This window comes from Streptomyces tyrfis (assembly GCF_037034285.1).
Classification (GTDB): Bacteria; Actinomycetota; Actinomycetes; order Streptomycetales; family Streptomycetaceae; genus Streptomyces.
Genome location: NZ_JBAGJZ010000016.1, coordinates 1 through 18576, shown reverse-complemented (window position 1 = coordinate 18576; position 18576 = coordinate 1). Strand labels below are relative to the sequence as shown.

The 18576-nt window shown below is 70.4% G+C and carries 16 protein-coding genes and 1 tRNA gene; 12 read left to right on the top strand and 5 right to left on the bottom strand.

The features are described 5' to 3' along the window. Positions 1-7 precede the first annotated feature (7 nt). Together WA762_RS14720 and WA762_RS14715 are read left to right on the top strand one after the other, a co-directional pair. Positions 8-991, top strand: a complete 984-nt coding sequence (locus tag WA762_RS14720) for a GlxA family transcriptional regulator (protein WP_335936103.1) — start codon at positions 8-10, stop codon at positions 989-991. A 204-nt stretch (positions 992-1195) separates the two neighbouring features. Next, positions 1196-1891 carry a DUF1326 domain-containing protein gene (locus tag WA762_RS14715; protein ID WP_335936102.1) on the top strand — a complete coding sequence of 232 codons (696 nt, stop codon included), beginning with the start codon at positions 1196-1198 and terminating at the stop codon, positions 1889-1891. 327 nt (positions 1892-2218) lie between these two features. Here the strand turns inward: WA762_RS14715 and WA762_RS14710 are convergent, their stop codons facing one another. Next, on the bottom strand, positions 2219-2728 hold the full coding sequence (locus tag WA762_RS14710) for a tautomerase family protein (RefSeq protein ID WP_335936101.1): 510 nt from the start codon (positions 2726-2728) through the stop codon (positions 2219-2221). Positions 2729-2828: 100 nt separating this feature from the next. On the opposite strand from WA762_RS14710, the gene WA762_RS14705 reads away from it, so the two are divergent. Further along, a complete protein-coding gene (locus WA762_RS14705) occupies positions 2829-3323 on the top strand; it encodes a winged helix-turn-helix transcriptional regulator (protein WP_335936100.1) in 495 nt (164 codons plus the stop codon). A 348-nt stretch (positions 3324-3671) separates the two neighbouring features. Here the strand turns inward: WA762_RS14705 and WA762_RS14700 are convergent, their stop codons facing one another. Beyond that, on the bottom strand, positions 3672-5006 hold the full coding sequence (locus WA762_RS14700; RefSeq protein ID WP_335936099.1) for an aminotransferase-like domain-containing protein: 1335 nt from the start codon (positions 5004-5006) through the stop codon (positions 3672-3674). A 142-nt stretch (positions 5007-5148) separates the two neighbouring features. Here WA762_RS14700 and WA762_RS14695 point away from each other — a divergent pair, with 142 nt between their 5' ends. Both WA762_RS14695 and WA762_RS14690 read left to right on the top strand, forming a co-directional pair. Then, positions 5149-5925, top strand: a complete 777-nt coding sequence (locus WA762_RS14695; RefSeq protein WP_335936098.1) for a crotonase/enoyl-CoA hydratase family protein — start codon at positions 5149-5151, stop codon at positions 5923-5925. Positions 5926-6243: 318 nt separating this feature from the next. Further along, complete coding sequence (locus tag WA762_RS14690; protein ID WP_335936097.1) at positions 6244-7659, top strand: aldehyde dehydrogenase family protein; 1416 nt, start codon at positions 6244-6246, stop codon at positions 7657-7659. Between the two features lie 227 nt (positions 7660-7886). On the opposite strand, the gene WA762_RS14685 is transcribed toward WA762_RS14690, so the two are convergent. After that, positions 7887-8399, bottom strand: a complete 513-nt coding sequence (locus tag WA762_RS14685; RefSeq protein WP_335936096.1) for an FBP domain-containing protein — start codon at positions 8397-8399, stop codon at positions 7887-7889. A 475-nt stretch (positions 8400-8874) separates the two neighbouring features. Here WA762_RS14685 and WA762_RS14680 point away from each other — a divergent pair, with 475 nt between their 5' ends. Continuing rightward, the gene (locus WA762_RS14680; RefSeq protein ID WP_335936095.1) at positions 8875-9726 is read left to right on the top strand and encodes a TetR/AcrR family transcriptional regulator C-terminal domain-containing protein; all 852 of its coding nucleotides are present in this window, start codon (positions 8875-8877) and stop codon (positions 9724-9726) included. 114 nt (positions 9727-9840) lie between these two features. On the opposite strand, the gene WA762_RS14675 is transcribed toward WA762_RS14680, so the two are convergent. Both WA762_RS14675 and WA762_RS14670 read right to left on the bottom strand, forming a co-directional pair. Next, positions 9841-12147, bottom strand: coding sequence for a coiled-coil domain-containing protein (locus WA762_RS14675; RefSeq protein ID WP_335936093.1), 2307 nt, complete (start codon positions 12145-12147; stop codon positions 9841-9843). A gap of 3 nt (positions 12148-12150) precedes the next feature. Beyond that, positions 12151-12222 (bottom strand) — tRNA-Arg (locus WA762_RS14670). A gap of 479 nt (positions 12223-12701) precedes the next feature. Between WA762_RS14670 and WA762_RS14665 the strand changes: the two genes are divergently transcribed. The 6 genes from WA762_RS14665 (at position 12702) to WA762_RS14640 (ending at position 18283) form a co-directional block, all read left to right on the top strand. Continuing rightward, positions 12702-13457 carry an SDR family NAD(P)-dependent oxidoreductase gene (locus tag WA762_RS14665; protein WP_443080589.1) on the top strand — a complete coding sequence of 252 codons (756 nt, stop codon included), beginning with the start codon at positions 12702-12704 and terminating at the stop codon, positions 13455-13457. 437 nt (positions 13458-13894) lie between these two features. After that, the gene (locus WA762_RS14660) at positions 13895-14227 is read left to right on the top strand and encodes a winged helix-turn-helix domain-containing protein (RefSeq protein WP_335936241.1); all 333 of its coding nucleotides are present in this window, start codon (positions 13895-13897) and stop codon (positions 14225-14227) included. A 550-nt stretch (positions 14228-14777) separates the two neighbouring features. Further along, positions 14778-15539 carry an iron-containing redox enzyme family protein gene (locus WA762_RS14655; protein ID WP_335936091.1) on the top strand — a complete coding sequence of 254 codons (762 nt, stop codon included), beginning with the start codon at positions 14778-14780 and terminating at the stop codon, positions 15537-15539. A 32-nt stretch (positions 15540-15571) separates the two neighbouring features. Then, entirely contained in the window at positions 15572-16852 is a 1281-nt protein-coding gene (locus tag WA762_RS14650; protein ID WP_335936090.1) for a pyridoxal phosphate-dependent aminotransferase, read from the top strand. Between the two features lie 177 nt (positions 16853-17029). After that, positions 17030-17647 carry a membrane protein YczE gene (gene yczE, locus WA762_RS14645; protein WP_443080591.1) on the top strand — a complete coding sequence of 206 codons (618 nt, stop codon included), beginning with the start codon at positions 17030-17032 and terminating at the stop codon, positions 17645-17647. A gap of 138 nt (positions 17648-17785) precedes the next feature. Beyond that, a complete protein-coding gene (locus tag WA762_RS14640) occupies positions 17786-18283 on the top strand; it encodes a DUF2004 domain-containing protein (RefSeq protein ID WP_335936088.1) in 498 nt (165 codons plus the stop codon). Positions 18284-18576: the final 293 nt, after the last annotated feature.

Here is an 18576-nt window from a genome sequence, read left to right as displayed (position 1 = left end):
GGGCCGTATGAGTCCGCTGCGAGTGGGGGTGCTGGCCTACCCCGGCTGCTTCGCGTCGGAGGTGTTCGGAGTCCCCGACCTCCTGACGATGGCCGCTCACGTCGCCGCGGCGAACGGGCAGGTCCGGCCGGCCTACGAGGCCTCGGTCGTCTCACCCCGGCGGCGTGTGACCGCGTCCGGCGGTTCGGCCCTCGACGTCTCGGCGGTTCGCCCGGTGGACGTCCTGATCGTGCCGGGCTTCGAGCTCTCGCCCACGCTCGATCCGGACGCGACACTCGCGAATCTGGGACCGGAAACAGCGTCGATTCGATCGCAGGCGGCCTCGGGGACCGCTGTCGTGTCGATCTGCGTGGGAGCCTTCCTGGTCGCCGAAGCCGGGCTGCTCGGCGGTCGCGAAGCGACCACGTCCTGGTTGTTCGCGGACCGGTTCGCCCGCCGGTACCCCGATGTGCGCCTCCGCCCGGAACGCTTGGTGGTGACCGACCGGGGCGTGACGACCACAGCGGCCTTCAGTGCCATGTACGACTTCGCGCTGCAGCTCATCCGCGAACACGACGGCCCCCGCGTCGCCCGCAGCACCGCGCGCATCGCGCTCGTCGACGACGCACGCTCCACGCAGGCCCCCTATGTCGACTCGCGACTCGTGCCCACCGCGGGCGGGGATTTCTCGCTCGGCGTCAAGCGGTGGCTCGACCAGAACCTCGGCGCTCGCTATGACCTGCCCGCCCTCGCCCGGCAGTTCCACGTGAGCACGAGAACCATGCTCCGTCGTTTCCGCGACGAAGCCGGCGAGACGCCACTCGCGTATCTGCAGACGGTCCGGGTGCGTCGAGCCAGGCACCTGCTGGAGACGACCGACAAGACCGTCGCAGGCATCGCCGCCGACGTCGGATACCTCGACCCCGGGACGTTCAGCGGCATCTTCGCCAGACACACGGGCCGGCGGCCGGGGGAGTACCGCGCGACGTTCCGCCGTCGCCGCGACAGGTAGCGGCCACCACCCGCACCGCACTGCCGCCGAGTCGAGCGCGGCCACCTGGTGTCCTGCGCCCGCAGCGACGCCGCCGGCCGCAGAGACCGGGCAACCCGGCCGATCGTATACCCCAGGGGGGTAGTTGACGTGCGGGTGCGTCGAGGCCTAGCCTCTTCGCGGAGATACCCCCTAGGGGTACAAGTGATTTGGAGGGAAACTGCTATGTGCACCACTTCCGCCGCATCACAAGACGTCCCCGTCGTCCGGGCGGGCACGAGCGACGGCACGCTGCCCGACTGGCACCTACGGGGCGAGTGGTTCGACGTGTGCAGCTGTGCGCTGCCCTGCCCCTGCACGTTCGCCCAGACGCCGACCCATGGGGGCTGCCTTTTCACGCTCGTCTGGCAGGTTCACGAAGGGCACTTCGGGGACGTCCGACTGGACGGCCTGGGCGTGGTGGCGCTCGGCGAGTTCGCCGGGAACATGTGGGTCGGCGACCCGGATGCCACGATGAAGGTGATGCTCTACATCGACGCCCAGGGCGACCAGGCCCAGCGTGGCGCGCTGGAGCGGATATTCGCCGGTCATGTCGGCGGCTGGCCGGGCCAGTTCGGCTCGCTCATCAGCGAACTGCGCGAGGTGCGGTACGCGCCGGTCCACTTCGACGCCGCCGAGGACCTCTCGTACTGGCGGGCCCGTGTCGCCGACACGGTCTCCGTCGGCGCGACCGCCCTCAGCGGCCCCACCGCCGATCCCTCCCGCCGCGTCCAGCTGATCAACGCCCCGGGCGCCGAGGTCGGCCCCGGCCAGATCGCCACCTGGGGCGTCGTCGAGAGCGACCACGCGGAGGGTTTCGACTTCTCCCACGAATACCGCGGGGGATCCAGCAAGCACTTTCCCTTCGACTGGCGCCCCTGACCTCGCCCGGTCGGCCGCCTTCGAGCGGACTGGTGATGGCCGGCTGATGGCTCGTACGGCTCCGTCGGGCGCGGGACGTGCGGGGCGCAGAGCGCCCTCCGGCGCGGTCGTCGACTGGTCGCCGGGGCGGGACGGGCCGCGGTGCCTCGGTCGGCGCACGATGCCCGCCGGCCGGCGCACGCGCCTCCCCGCCCGACGGGCGCCACCGAGCGCCGCGCGGAACGGTCCGCCTGCGGAACGGCCCTTCCGGGCGACCTCCGGCACGGTCGGGCGCCGGCCCGGACAGCGGTCACGAGGACGGCTTTCGCCCTGGTGACGATGTCGAGGTCAGCGTGCGGTCCCCGGGATCCGGGTGTGCTCGACGCGGCTGGCGGCGATGCGTTCGGCGGCGAGCCTCGCCGTCTTCTCGGCGTCGTCGCCGGTCAGCCGGCTGATGATGCGTCGCAACGGCCTGATCTCGCCGAACGAGCCCCAGTGACCTTCGGGGATCTCGGTGGGGAAGACCCAGATTCGGCCGGGGTCGCGTGGCCACGCGCCGGCCTCGGCGTCCAGGATCGCCTCAGTGACCTCGCGGACGATGCCGGCGCGCTTGCCGCGGTCCAGTTGGCCCTCCGGGACGGAGGGGACCACCTTGTAGTGGGGCGCTTCCGCGGGCGTGCCGCCGACGTAGACGGCGGCCGGGCGGTGCAGGAACACCCAGGAGGCCGAGCGTGTGGTCGGGTCGGCGGGGTCGAAGCCCTCGTGGCGGATGAGGATCTCGGTGATCCGGTTCATCAAGGCCCTCTCCCGGTCGAAGGGGAAGGTGCCCTCGGGGATGTACACGTCCAGCATCGGCATGGCGCCCAAGCCTCCTTAGTTTATCTTTTAAACCTAGGCGGTTCGGATGGTAGGCAAGCTGGATTGAGATTGTCAATCCAGTCTGTGTAGGGTGGACCGCATGCGGCAGACACAACGGATCGACCCCGCCAACTGCTCAGTGGCGCGGGCGCTGTCGGTCGTCGGGGAACGCTGGTCGCTGCTGATCATCCGCGAGGCCGTCGACGGCGCGACCCGGTTCAGCGACTTCCGCAGCCGCCTCGGCATCGCCAGCAACCTGCTCGCCGCCCGGCTCGACGGCCTGGTCGAGGCCGGTGTGCTGGAGCGCATCCCCTATCAGAAACCGGGCGCGCGACAGCGCTACGAGTACCGACTCACCCCGCGTGGGCTCGACTTGCGGCCGACGCTGGTGGCGTTGTTGGAGTGGGGCGACAAGTACCTCGCCGACCCCGAGGGGCCGTCGGTGGTGGTGCGCCATCGTGGAGCCGACGACGGTGAGCACTGCGACGAGCCGGTGCGCGTCGTTCTGGAGTGCGCTGCCGGCCACGCGCATCTGCCGTCGTCGGAGATCGCGCGTACGCCGGGGCCGGGGGCTCGCTTCGTGGAGCCGTCCTGAGCCCCCGTTCCCGGGCCGGGCTGCCGACGACCGCCCGATGTCACGCGCTTCGCGAGTCGCGTTCGGCTCGCCGCCGCGTGGGTCGCTGACGGCTGCGGCGACGCGTGGCCGCCGGGCCCCGCCGATGTCCACCTGCGCAGCGCCGGCAGGCTCGCCGTGCCGCACCGGCGAGGGCAAGGTTCCAGCACCGAAGCGCCGGCTTCCGCCTCGCGCTCCCGAACCCGCCGAGGTGCCCGACCCGAACGTGCCCGTCCCGAACATGCCCGTCCCGCCGGTACGCAAGCCCGGCAAGAGCACGTGATCTTCCGTACTCCGCTGCTGTGTCCGGGCCGGGACTTCGGAGCCGTGTCATGGGGGGACGGCGTCGATCGTGTCCTTCAGGCAGCGCAACGCGGCCCCGAGCTCGTCCCGGGACGGTGTGGCCAGGGCGAGACGGAGCGCTCGGGGACGGTGGGGTCCGGTCGTGAAGGCGTCCGCGGTCGACACCAGGATCCCCTTCTCCGCGAGCACGGTCGCGACGTGATCGGGGCGCTGGTGCGACTTCAGGCCGAGCCACACGATGTATGAGACCGGGTGAGCCGTGATGTCCATGCCGGCGAGCGCGGCGCGGGCGATGGCCTGCCGGGCGGCCGCGTCCTCGCGGCGGTCCTTCTCCAGGCGGGCGACCGTTCCGTCGGCGATCCAGCCGGCGGCGAGTGCGGTGACGACGCCCGGGGCACCCCAGGCCGCGGTACGAAGGCGGCTCGTGGCCGGCTCCAGATGGCGGTCGGGCAGGACGGCGAAGCCGAAGCGCAGGCCGGGGGCCACGTTCTTGGACAGTCCGGCGACGTAGAAGGTGCGTTCGGGCGCGAGGGCCTGGAGCGGTGGCGGCGGCGAGGGTTCGAGGAACGCGTAGGTGCCGTCCTCGATGATCAGGCAGTCGTGCGAGCGGGCGAGGGCGACCAGCCGGTCGCGCTGCTCCCGGTCGAGCACCCAGCCCAGCGGGTTGTGCAGGGTCGGGATCGTGTAGATCGCGCGGACGGGCCGGGTGCGGCACAGCTGATCGAGCGCGTCGAGGTCCGGTCCCGTGGCCGTGACGGGGACGGGGGCCAGGTCGAGGTCGTGTGCCGAGGCGAGCAGCTTGATGCCCGGGTAGGTGAGCGCGTCGACGGCGAGGACGTCACCGGGCCGGGTGAGAGTGCGCAGCACGACGTCGAGCGCCTGCTGGGTCCCGCTCGTCAGCAGGACGTTGTGCGGCACTGTGTCGATTCCCCGCCCCAGCAGGTAGGTCGCCACGATCGCCCGGTCGTGGCGATGTCCGCCCGGCGGGTGCTGGCGCAGCAGCGCCTCCACGTCTCCCGACGTCGCCATCGTGCGCAGGGCCTGCCGCAGCTGGTCGGCCTGCCCGGGGGCCAGGGGCTGGTTGAACGACAGGTCCGCCACCCGGGGCACCGGCAGAGTGCGTGATGGTTCGAGCCCGTCGTAGCCCGAGCGCACCCGGACGAACGTTCCCCGGCCGGGCTCTCCCACCACCAGGCCCAGATCGGCCAGTTCGGCGTAGACGCGGGTGGCCGTGGCCAGCGCGATCCGCCGCTCGCGCGCGAGAGCGCGGTGCGTCGGGAGCCGGGTGCCGGCCGGGAGCGCGCCGGAGCGGATGGCTGCGGCGAACTCATGGACGACGGCCTTGTAGGAGGACGGTCGCATGCGCCACCTGCTGTCCGTCGCGGAGAAGGATGGGAGACGAGCCCCATTGTATCCAGGTGTATCCAGGACAATTAATGGATCGTCCTGGATCACGGCTCGTAGCCTCGGTGAGACCGAACCCAGGCGAAACGGAGCAACCGGCATGACCGTGCACATCGAGCGGGCCGACCAGGTCGCAGTGATCACCATCGACCGGGAGCAGAAGCTCAACGCCCTGGACTATCCGACGATCGACGCGCTGCTCGCACAGCTCGACGTCATCGACTCCGACGACGGCATCCGGGCGGTCGTCCTGACCGGAGCCGGGCGCCGGGCGTTCAGCGCGGGCGCGGACATCCCTTCGCTCGCGGCCAGCATCGCCGGCGGGCCCGAACGTGCGCTGCGCGAGATCGTCCGCCGGGGCCACGCGCTGACCCGGCGGATCGAGGAGTTCCCCAAGCCGTTGATCGTCGCGGTCAACGGCCTCGCCTACGGCGGTGGCTGCGAGATCACCGAGGCCGCCCCGCTCGCGATCGCCGCCGAGCACGCGACCTTCGCCAAGCCCGAGATCTCCCTCGGTTTTCCGCCGCCCTTTGGCGGCTCCCAGCGCCTGCCGCGGCACGTCGGCCGCAAGCGCGGCCTGGAGATGATCCTGACCGGCGACCCGATCCCGGCCGCCCGGGCCGCCGAGCTGGGCCTTGTCAACACCGTCGTACCGGCCGACGAGCTCATGGACGCCGCGCGGGACCTGGCCGCACGGATCATCAGGCACGCACCGACGGCCGTAACGGCCTGCCTGCGCGCGGTGACGCGTGGGATCAACCTGCCGATCGACGAGGGCCTGGCCGTCGAGGCGGCGTGCTTCGCGGCCACCGTTCCCACAGACGGTGTACGGACCGGCCTGAGCCGGTTCCTCGACCGGACTGCCGTGGCCGACTGAAACGCGACGCGCTCGACCACGGCCGCCTCGGGCGCGCCGGTCCGAGCCGGGATGCGTGAGGTCCTGCCGGCCTCGGAGGGGCCGGCGCCGCCGACGGCGGACCATCGTCAAGCAGGGCGGTCCGGCCGGGCCCCACGGTGGCGACCCCGTGGGGGACTTGCCGGACGCCCATGCTGAATGGACGGACTCTCGCCGCCGGGTCCGGGATTGCAACGGCCTGCGACATCCGCAGCGCCTCGGTGGACGTCGAACCCACCGCGAGACAGGGACCCACGTCGTTCTACGAGAAGACAGACGTGGTCGGAGCAGGAGGGCACCTTGATCGATCGCAATGCGACCTATGTGGACGGAACATGGGCGCGGGGCGCGGCGGAAGTGATCGCCGTCGAGAACCCGGCCACCGAGGACGTGATCGGCGCCGTCCCCGACGGCACTGCCGCGGACGCGGATCGGGCAGTACGGGCAGCACGCGCGGCGTTTCCCGCCTGGGCCGCGACATCCCGCGCCGAGCGGGCGGAGTACCTGCGCAAGCTGCACCGCGGCCTCGCCGGACGGTCGGCGGAGATCGCCGAGACGATCGCCACCGACGTCGGCACGCCGATGCGTATCGCCACCCGGATTCAGGCGGCGCTCCCTCTGACCGACATCGCCGGCTGCATCGACCTGCTGCAGGAAGACGAGACCGAGGAGCGGATCGGCAACTCGCTCGTCCTCGCCGAACCCGCGGGTGTCGTCGCGGCGATCACGCCGTGGAACTACCCGCTGCACCAGATCACCTGCAAGATCGCGCCCGCGCTCGCCGCGGGCTGCACCGTGGTGGTCAAGCCGAGTGAGGTGGCTCCGCTTGCCGCGTACCAGCTGTTCGACGCCATTCACGAGGCTGGTCTCCCGCCCGGCGTGCTGAATCTGATCAGCGGCCACGGCCCGGGCGTGGGAGAGGCACTGGTGACCCACCCCGAGGTGGACGTCGTCTCGTTCACCGGGTCTGTTCGTGGCGGTGCCCGTGTCGCCGAGCTCGCGGCACGGTCGATCAAGCGCGTCACGCTCGAACTCGGCGGCAAGTCCGCCAACGTGATCCTCGACGACGCCGATCTCAGTACCGCGGTGAAGGCGGGTGTGGCCAACGCGTTCCTCAACGGAGGGCAGACCTGCACCGCCTGGACCCGCATGCTCGTCCCCGCCCGGCGCCACGACGAGGCACTGGAGCTGGCGAAGAGCATCGCCGAGGGCTTCACGCCCGGAGACCCGCTCGACCCGAAGACCAGGCTCGGGCCGCTGGTGTCCGGCGCCCAGCGCGACCGGGTACGCGGATTCATCAGGCAAGGCATCGAAGCCGGTGCGCGCCTGGTGACCGGCGGCAGCGCCGCGCCCGAAGGCTTCGAGCGCGGCTACTTCGTACGGCCGACCGTGTTCGGCGGAGTCGATCCGGACTCGGTGATCGCCCAGGAGGAGATCTTCGGCCCCGTTCTCTCGATCATCCCGTTCGAAGGCGACGACGAAGCCCTGGCCATCGCGAACAACTCCGCCTTCGGCCTGCACGGCGCGGTGTGGTCGGCCGACCAGGACCGCGCACTCGCCTTCGCGCGGCAGGTCCGCACCGGGCAGATCGACATCAACGGTGGCGCCTTCAACCCGCTCGCCCCGTTCGGCGGCTACAAGCAGTCCGGCATCGGCCGGGAGATGGGCAGGCATGGCCTGGCGGAATTCCTCGAGACGAAGTCCATCCAGCTCTGAAGGACGCGGAGACGCCCCCTCCGGTGTTTGGTTCAGCCGTCGTGGAGGGGGCGCCGTCCGCCGGGGTCTCCGTGCGCCGACTGCCGCCCCGGACAGCGAAATCGGTACACCCGCGGAGATGTGCACGGGCCGCATACAACACCGCGGCGGACTCGTCCGCGCGGTCGGCTTCATGCTGGCCGTCGTTGTGGCACCAGGCGCTGAGCATGCGCTCGGCCACTCCTCTGTCACCTTGCGTGTCGCGTGGTTGGTTCGGTGTCGGACACCGAACGAATGAAGGTGATCGTGCGTGAACGCAAGCCTTCGCGACGTGCCTCGATGTGGTCGTCGACCAGGAGATCGAAGCCTTGGCGGATCGGCTTGGCGTTCACCTTGACCGCACAGTCGAGGTCGGTGCACAGGAGGAGACCGAGCGCGTTGAGGCGTTCGCGTTTGTCGCGTGACGGGCGGCGGGCGGTGAACAGCGAAACCTCGTTGAACCGGCGGGAGGAGCGGCACAGGTCGCACATCACCGCGCGCGATCCGAGTGCGGCTTCGTTCGGGGCCTGCCGCAGCAGCACTCCCAACGCCTGGCCGTCGGCTTCAGTGACGAGGTAGGCGAGCTGCGGAGCGCGCAGATCCCGCCACCCGAGGTAGTCGATCCGGTGCCACCGGACGTCGTCGAACCAGACGGGAAGCCGGACCCTCGTTGCGGCGGGGTCCAGGTTCACGATCGCGCCGCGAACCTCGTCCCTGGTCATGGGGCGCATTGCTTCTCCTGACGAGCTGAAGGAATCGTGGGCGTGGAGACGTCGGTGCTCTGTCACGCGACGCAGGGAGGTGAGGCTCGGCCACGGTGCGAACAGCATGCGATGGGCGGTGCTGGGGTCCCGCGGTTCCGAGTGCCGGCCGCACCAGGGCCGGTGCGTTGACGTCGCCGCCGAACTCGCCGCAGGACAGCGAGCCCGGTCCATCGCCGGGCGCCGGCTTTCCTGCTTCCGTGCGTCTGCCCATCACTCGCGCTCCCTCGGCCGACAGCTGTCGCGGATCGGCCGGAACCAATTACGTCACCCGATGCGTACTTAGTACGCATCGCCGTGTACAGCATACGCTTGCGGATGCCCCGGGCGGCAAGTGCGTTTGAGAAGCCGATGACATCCAGCTCATGGCTGTTCGCCTCGTTGGCGCGTTAGGATTTCGTCACACATGCAGGGTGTGACGAAAAGGGGTGTGGTGATGCCGGAGCAGACGGCCTGCGCGGTGTGCGGAAAGGACCTGGAAGCCGCGGAGCGGGGGCGGCCGCGGCGCTTCTGCTCACAAGCCTGCCGGGTGCGCGCGTACCGGGCGCGGAAGGCGGAGGCGCCGACGAAGGCGAACGGCACGGAGAACAGCGCCCCGGAAGGCGAGGCCGGCGCGCCTCACCTCACCGTCGGGCGCATTGTGCGGGCGGGGATCGCCATCGCGGACGCGGAGGGTCTCGACGCGCTGTCCATGCGGCGGGTCGCCGCCGACCTCGGCGCGAGCACGATGGCCCTGTACCGGCACGTCGCGTCCAGGGAGGACCTGGTGGCCCTGATGGTGGAAGCCGCGCTGACCGACGCCCCGCTGCCCGACACGCCGCCGCGGGACTGGCGGCACGGCCTCGAACGGACCGCCCGCCGCGACTGGGAGCTGTACCACCGGCACCCGTGGATCCTGTCGAAGGTCCTGGTGACGACCCGCACGCACTCCAGCCGGGCACTCGCCGCGGACGGCGAGAGCGCCTTCTCCGCCTTCGACGGACTCGGCCTCGAACCCGCCGACGCCTTCCGTTACATGTTCATGTTCGCTTCCTACGTCCAGGGAGTGGCCCTGACCTACGTCAGCGACGTGGAGGCGGAACGTAAGGCTCGACGTACCGACCGTCGCCGGGCGAACGCCACGGACGACGCGCGCCGTGCGCTCTGCGAGCCCGGCGCGTACCCGCGACTCGGCCCCGCGATGCGGGCGGGCGGCGACCCCTGGGACCTCGACGCCCTCTTCGTCTCGGGCCTCGCAGGCGTCCTGGACGGCATCGCCGCCGACCTCGCGCGGCGCGGCATCGAATAGAGAACGGAGCCTCGCCCGCCCACCACCGCGTGCCGAGGGCGTCGAGGTCGGCCCGGCGCCGTTCGGTGAGCTCGTCGGCGCGTTCGCGGACGTCTCGCGCCCGCTCCTTCGCCATCACCGCATCCAGTGCCCGTCGGTGCTCCATCCCACAAAGCGCCGGGCGCGCCCGCCGTCCGCCGTTCCGTCCTCGCCGAAGGCGCCACCCTCGGCGACCACGGCCAGGCCCGCCAGGGCGGGGACGAGCCGGTCCGCGACATGGGCCGGGTGGCGGGCCGTCTCCTCGTTCAGACCTGCGATCACCCGCCGCTGTTCCCGCGGCGGGATCAGGGACAGGTGGAAGACCATCTGGCGCCATGCGTACGCCGCGTCCTTGATGGCGCCCAGCGGTCGCGGATTGCGGTGCACACGGGCGGTCAGCCGGCACACGGTCACGAAGCAGCGGCGTGCCAGGTCGGCCCAGCCGGGCCGTGGGGCGATGCCCACCCGGTGGACCAGCGTGGCCAGGTTGTGCGTGGTGAGGATCTGCGCCTGCTCGATCACCGTGCCGTTCGCCGCGACCGAGCACCGGGACGCCGCCGTTCCGGCTCGCTCGGCGCACAGCCGCGCGAATCCGGGGGAGGTACGGGCGCTGGTCGAACGCGTCAGGGCCGCGCCGGTCTCGACGATCGCCAGATTGCGAATCGCCGCGTAGTCGATGCCGTAGTAGCGCTCGTACAGCGTGCCGCCGAGCAGTTCACCCGCGACTCGCGCCGCCGTGAGGTACTTCGGGCCGAACGCGCCCATGAAGATGTCGGCGGCCAGCTCCTCCACGAACGGGGCCCCGAGATCGCACTGGCGTTCAAGAACGCCGAACTCGCGGACCAGCGGGTTGGGCAGGATCGTGCCCGGGAAGGCCTGCACGGCCAGCTCGCCCAGATGCCGCAGCACGGCGAGCGCACCTTCGCCGTCCGACGCGCCCACCGCCGCGGAGCGCTGTCCCGACACGGCTCGTACCCAGGGCAGTTCCTCGACGCGTATCTGCCGCTCCAGATTGAGCAGGAGCAACGAGCGGCGGTTGCGAAACGCACGGTAGTTCGCGGCCATCACGGCTCGCAGCGTCGCGTCGTCGTACGCGTGTGCGGTGGTGGCGGCGACCAACTGGGGAACCAGCTCGGCCAGAACCTCGGCGGACGGGACGACGCCCCGCTCCACGAGCGTGCCGAGCGGTGCGCTCAGCGCGGACTCGACCACCTGGCCGACCGCCGCCGGTACGACGGCTCCCGCGGGCAGGCCGGTCTCCCCGCTCTCCTCCTCGGTCACCGGGCCCAGGAGCGGGGCGACGTCGGCGATGCCCGACCCCGGCGGGAGCACAGCGAGCCGACGCAGCATCAGCTGAGCCAGGGCGTGATGTGAAGGAAGCGCCGCCTGCTCGGCCTGGCGTCGGCGCAGGGCCAGGTGCGCGGCCGAGCCGGGCAGACCGCGCCGCCGCACCATGGACCGCACCGCGTGCCGCAGCAGACCGAGTCGGCGGGCCTCCAGCGGCCGTCCGGCGACGACCTCCTCCAGCGCCCCGCGCAGAATGCCCAGGTTCTCCTTGGGATCGCGGTGCTTGGTGCACCGGGTGTGTTCCGCGGCGAGCAGCCGGTAGCGGCCGAGCAGCACCTCGCCCTGCGCCAGCCAGTCGGCGTCCGGGACATGGGCGAGCACCTCCCCGTCCCGCGCCGTCCGCAGCCAGTGGACGAGCAGCTCGTCGCCGAACGGCTGCCACACGGCGAGCGCCTCGCGCTGAGTCTCCACGGCTACGTTGGGACGCCGCCGCGTCAAGGTGTCGACGGCCTCGGAGACGGTGTGCCGATGGACGGCGGCGGTGGCGCCCGGCGCGGGCCCGTCCGCTGGGCGCGGCAGGAACCGCAGCCGGTCGGCGAACGGCTCCAGTTCCGCCACGAGGTCGAGCGCCGCGCCGGTCTCGCCCCGGCGCACCAGCCAGGCCACGGTGAGCAGCGCGGCCTCCTCGGGCACACCGATCTCGTAGCTGCCGCTGTCCAATCGGGCCCACAACCAGGCGAGCCCGGGCCCGGTGAGGCAGTAGGCGAAGAGCGCGCGCCGCTCAGCGGGCACCCCGAAACTTTCCGCGGCCTCGGTCTCGTGGGTCTGGAGCGGGCCGCCCGCGCTCGCCGTCCCGGTGGCGAAGCCGCCCCGCATCACTTCAGGAGTCACCCAGGACGGCAGCCCGGCCACGGGCGTGCGCGAACCGACCGTCAGCCGGCCTGCGGCCATTGCCGCCAGGACCTCCCGCCAGCGCTGCCCGCGGGCCTCGGCCCGGCGCCGGGTCCCGGCGTCTTCGTGGGTCAACGCGGTCATGAAGGCCTTGGCCAGTCGGCCCTCCGGATATGACGGGGCCGCGGTGAGAGGCTGCTGTTGCTGTTCAGCGTTGTCGTTCATAAGCCGGCGTGGCAGGTTCCGCCCCTGCGCCCTCCGGGTCCGGAGCCCGGTGCTCCACTGCTGAGCTACACGCCGATGACGGTAGACGTTAGACGTCGGGGCGATCGCCCACAACCGGCTTTTCCCGGGTGCGCACCCGTTGGGGCGCGGTGCAACCGCCATCGGGGAGACCCGGGATCCTCGCAATCGAACAAGCACGGCCGACTCCTCGGACGGCACGGCCTCGGCCCGCTGCCGAAACCCGTGAGCATCTGGGCCCCGCCCGGGGACCCGGTGCCTCCCGCCCCCCGTAGCGGTGCTGTCGTCGCGCGTGAACAGAGCCACGCGGTGTCGGACGGCGGCGGCCGGCCGGGCGAGCTGCCCCTTGGTCCACGTCGCCGCCGACCCAGCGGGTGGACCCAACCGCGCCGGGCAGCCGGGGTCGGCTCGTACTTCCGGGGTGCAGCGAGTCGTCGTTGAATATTGAACGTGACGTCTGAATACCGCCGGACCCGCAGGGCGTCCCGGATGAGGATCGAGTCGTGTCCAAGACCGGAACAAGGAGTTCTACGGAGATGACGATGAACGGTGCGACGGCGCTCGACGGCAAGGCGGCGCTGGTGACCGGCGGCAGCCGGGGGATCGGTGCAGCGGCCGCGCTGCGGCTGGCCGAGGACGGCGCGGACGTGGCGCTGACCTACCACGGCTCGGCCGAGTTGGCCGAGGAAGTGGTCGCCAAGATCACCGCGATGGGGCGGAGCGGCTGGGCCGTCCGCGCGGACAGCGCAGACCCGGAGGCGGTGTGCGGCGCGGTGGCGGCGGTCGCCGAGCGGTTCGGGCGGCTGGACATCCTGGTGAACAACGCGGGTGTCGGCGCCGTCGGGCCGATCGAGGCGGTGACATGCGACCAGATCGACCGGGTGCTGGCGGTGAACGTTCGCGCGCCCTACCTCTACGCCCAGGCGGCGCTGCAGTACCTGGTCGAGGGCGGACGGATCGTGAGCATCGGCAGCTGCATCGCCCAGCGCGTGGCCTTCCCCGGAAGCGCGCTCTACGCGACCAGCAAGGCCGCGCTGATCGGCTTCACCAAGGGCATGGCCCGGGAGCTCGGCCCGCACGGGATCACCGTCAACCTGGTCCACCCGGGTCCGATCGACACCGACATGAACCCGGGCGACGGCGATTCCGCCGACTTCCAGCGCGGCTTCACCGCGCTCGGCCGCTACGGCACGGTGGCAGAGGTCGCGGACGCCGTCTCGTACCTGGTCGGCGAGAGCGCTCGATACGTCACAGGCGCGGAGCTGGCGGTGGACGGTGGCTTCGCGGCCTGACACCGGCCGGGCAGTTCTCGGCGGTCAGTCCGTCACGCCTCATGGGCCACGGTGAAGAGCCGGTCGGCGGCCGGCACGCCCGCGTGCCCGCCGCCGATCACGACGATCCCGGTCTCGGTGGTCATGGTCTCTTTCCTCCGCCTCCCCGCGTGTTGGCAGAGGGCCGGCCTCAAGACACCGGGCCCGCGATGCCTGTGACTGCGTACGCCGCAGCTCACATGCGGTGACTGCACGCCCGCTGCGGAGCCACCGCCCGCGGGCGACAGCGCGCTCGTCCAGGCCATCGAGATCTCCCACCCATCTCGGCAACTACTTGCTAAACTGGAAAGTAGATGCCGGGATGGACAAGGTGATTCACCCGGCCGCAACCGGAGGGGTGTGCCATGCCTGAACAGAACGACGCAGCCGCGGCGTTGAAGGGGGTCGCCCGGGTCGAGATGACGCCGGAGACCTCGGCAGGCCCGGGGCAGGCCCCTCATCCGCGCCACGCGCTCGCCCCGCTCCTGTCCTCGGCCGTGCGCCTGTCGATCGTCGCCGCCCTCGCCGCCACGGAAAAGGCCGAGTTCGGCTACGTGCGGGATCTCGTGGAGATCACCGACTCCGCCTTGTCCAAGCAGGTCTCCCGCCTGGAGGAAGCGGGCTGGGTGACCGTCGAGAAGGGCCAGGTCGGACGCCGTCCGCGCACCTGGCTGCGCCTCACCGAGGACGGAACAGCCGCCTACCGCCGCCATCTCGCCGCGCTCGCGGCCATCGCGGGCCCCCTGCGGTGACGTGACGCGGGCAGGGATCCAGTCGCAATTCGGCCGCCGGCCCGACCGCCCCGACCGGTCACCGCGAGTGCCGCTGCTCACCAGGCGGTCACGGGCGGCCCAACAGCACCACAGTGCGAGCCTGTCCCAGGACGGGTGCCGTGGTGTGCCGTGTCCCGGCTCGCGCCGCACGTGGACTGGGCTTGCGCAGGCCGAAGAACGGCAGTTCGTCGGTGTTGATCCCCAGGCCCGGTGCCTTTCGCGCCTTGCTTTCACAGGCGACCCAAAAAGGCCTGCCACCGCTGATTCCTGTCCGGGCACCATGGGCGAGAGCCAACCGCCACGCCTCCGCTCCCGTAGCGACGAGCTCCGGGACCAACTCCCGTTGCCCTGCGGAAGGAAACCGGGGACGGGGCGTCAGTGGGTTCGTGAACGAGCGGCGACTGCGTCGCATCGGTGGGTTCGGAGCCGACTACCGGACCCACCGGGGGCCATCAGCCCGCCCTGTCCGCCGGACTCTCGACAGCTGTGCCGTCCTGCACATCCTGCCTACACAGGGAGCAGCAGCGATATGACAGGCACCATCAGCACTGAACTTCAGGACCAAGTCACCTCACTGATGGATGACTTGGGTAAACACCCCGTATACGGCAACGACTACTTCAAGGTCCTGCGGGACGATTCGTGGACCGCGCCGGCCTACGACTTCCACCGCGCCAACTTCTTCCACCGCACCGAGGGCACCGTCAAGGGCATTGCCCACGTGTGCGCCCAGGCCGCGGCCCACGACGACCGCGACACCCTCGTCCTGTTCTCGCACATCCTCAACGAGGAGACCGGCGACGGCCGCGCCGAGCACTGCCACGAAGTACTGATGGAGAACGCCCACAACCACTACGGGCGGGCCGAGTTCGGCCTGCCGTCGCTGACCGTGCGGGAGTCGCGGGACAGCGACCAGGTCATTCCCGAGACCGTCGACTACCGCGACCGCACCCTCGAACTCCTGACGAGCAACTACCACCGCATGCTGGGCGTGGCCATGGCCCTGGAGTCCCACGCCGACCCGATGCTGCAGACCTGCCGTACGGCCTTCCGCAACGCCCGGAGGCAGCTGCCCGAGAAGGAGTTCGTCGACACGGTGGAGGTCTATTTCAACGTCCACGTCGGCGACCAGGGCGTCGAGGAGCGCCATGCCGCAGACGCGCGGCAGTGCGTGCTGAACAACTGCCGCACCGACGCCGACCTCGCCGAGGTCGCCTACGGTGCGCAGCGGACGCTGGACATCCAACTGACCATGTGGACCGCGATGTCCAAGGCCATGGCGGCGCGGTGACGGCCCGAGCAGGAGAAATGGAGCGCGGCCCCGTGCAGAAGAACCGCGGCATCGCCGACGCCGTCCTGCGCATTCCGGACTCGGTCACCCACGGGACCGCGGCGATGCTCGCCGACCTCAACCGCGGCCGTTCCGCCGACCAGCAGATCATCGACCTCAGCATCGGAGCACTCGACACCCCGACCGACACCCGGATCGACGAGGGGCTGGTCGAATTCATCCGGACCCGCCCCGATCTGGCCCACGCCTTCGCGCCCGTACGGGGATTCCTGTTCCTCCGAGAATCCATCGCCGCGCGGATGCGGAGGCTGCACGGCATCGACTACGACCCGGCGACCGAGATCCTGGTCACCCCCGGCGGCGTCAAGGGCGCCATCTCGGTGGCCTTTCACGCACTGCTGAACCCGGGAGACGAAGTCGTCATCCCCGTACCGAACTGGCCGCACTACGCCGACATGGTGCGTCTCCACGGGGCCTGTCCACGCACCGTCCTGACCGACACGCGCAGTGGATTGACCGCGTCGGCCCTGGCGGAGGCACTCGGCCCGGACACCAAACTCGTCATCCTGGGCGACTGCATCAATCCCACCGGCAAGATCTACTCCACCGCGGAGCTGACCGCGCTGGCCGACGTCCTCGCCCGGCACAACACCAGACGCGAGGCCGACGGCAGGAGCCCGGTCCACGTCCTGTTCGACACCCCCTACGAGGCCCATGTCCTCGGCGCCCGGGCCGCGACCTTCGCCGCTATCGAGCCCCGGCTGCCCGACGGCACTCCCGTCCCGGTACGGTCATGGACGCTGCACGTCACCGGGCCGGGCAAGACCTACGGCATGCACGGCGACCGGATCGGCTACCTCTGCGGCCCGCCGGACCTCGTGAACGCCTGCGACCGCGCACAGGTCAACCTCACCTCCTTCGCCTCCACCTACGGCCAGTTCGCCACCCATGTCGCGCTGAGCCCGGAACTCGACGACGTGCCCGTCGCCAGGGCCCGTACGGCCCGAGCCAACCTCGAAACCGTGCTGGAGGACCTTGCCACGGTCCCATCGCTGAGCATCGACGTCCCCCAAGGCGGCTACTTCCTCTTCGCGGACCTCTCGGCCTTCGCCGACGCCTACCTGCGGCTGGGCTTCGGTACCGCCGACCAGTTTCTGCTGGCCGAGGCCGGAGTCGCCACACTCTGCGGCTCTCACTTCACGGACGGGCACCAACTGGACCACTTCGTGCGGATCAACTGCGGCCGGACGGGCACAATCCTGAGCGAGGCCACGCGGAGAATCCGCGACGCGCTGAACCGGCTGAACCGGTGACCCGGCCAGACCCGGCCCGACCTCGGGGCCGCCCCGACGAGTGAACCGACGAGCGCTGGGAGGCGACCCGCCTTGGAAAACAGCGGCCACCATGTACACCGCCTCCCGCGCCGTCGGCAGAAGCACGGCTCCACGCCGGCCGCCGGCACAGGCTCACCACCACCCGCCCTCGGCTACCTGCCCCTGGCGGAGCGTCCGTTCCTCCGCCTGCCCCAACTCTTCCTCGGCCTGGGATTGTTCGGATTCAGCCTTTCGCTGATGGTCCGCACCTCCCTGGGCGTCAATCCCTGGAGCGTCCTCTACGAAGGGCTTCACTATCACACGTCTCTGAGCTTCGGCACGATCAGCGCCGTCCTCGGCGCTCTCGTCCTCCTGCTGTGGATCCCCCTCCGACAGAAGCCAACCCTGGGCACCGTCGCCAACATCATCGTGGTCGGTGCCTCCTCCGACCTCGGTCTCTCAGTCGTACCCGAGGGCCTCGGGCTCGCGGTCCGGATCGGGCTGGTCGTCATCTGCATCGTGCTCAACGGCCTGTCCGTCGCCATCTACGTCGGCGCCCGATTCGGCCCCGGCCCTCGGGACGGCCTGATGACCGGCCTCGCGGACGTGACCCGACGCTCCATCCGTTTCGTCCGCACCCTGATCGAACTCGCCGTTCTCGGCATCGGCTGGCTCCTCGACGGCAGCGTCGGCATCGGTACCGTCCTGTACGCGTTACTGGTCGGCCCCGTCACCCAGTTCTTCCTGCCGTGGTTCACCGCGACACCGCGCCGCGATCAGCCCCCCGCGCCCTGACTGGTGTGGTACATGGGGACGATGCTGGCGGCTCTCGGGCATCAGCCGTTGGTGTCAGAAGTCTCCGCTACGGTGAACCGATCTACGGAGTTGCCCGCGTTCATCACGGCGAGAGAACGGTGATTTCTTGTGAAGGTCATGGAGCACGCCCACTTCGGGCGCGTGGAAACAAGTGCGCTGGACGGCACGGATGTCGTGTGGGAAAGCACTTCACAGCTCGGAGACGATGAGGTCGAGGTCCAGCTATGGGCCGGACCGTCCAGCAAGCCGGACGCCGAGGAGCTGGATGCATTTGCCGCATGCCTTACCGACCTGTCGGCCCTTGACGCAGCGGCTCGCACGGCGCTGCGAGCGTACCTGCACGAGGATCGCTATTTCATCGACTACCACGTTGAGGAGCTTGAAGACAGCGAGACGGTTGTTCGGCTTGTACGAGAAGCGGCCGGCGAAGCGGTCGGAGTTGATTCCTTCGCCGCCGCCATGCGCCTGAGCAGCGTCGGTCTATGGCTGAGCGGCCTGTCCGAGAAGCCCTCAGTCATCTTGGACTACATGTTTGATCCCGACCTCAGTGATCAAATACTCGCCGTCAAGCTGACCCGGGACGGAACGGTGGTTTCCGTCGATTGGGAGAGCTGATGACTTCATCGCCGCACGATGAGAAACACTGCGTACGCGAGATCTGTTCTTTGCACTGTCAATCAGAGCTGAGTAACGCACGGGTGAGCTAAGCGTCCTGAGGGCGCTTCCGGGAAACCGGCATTGAATGAGCATCAATTCTTCAGACCCGCCTAAGCCAAAGGAATTTGTCGCACCATCAGTTTTCCTAAAGCTCAAAAGGCCACGAATAATCACCCGTACTGGAGATCAGACCGGGTGACCCCCTCGCAGCTGACCCAGGAATCCGCGGAGCGGATTCCTGCTGCCCGAAT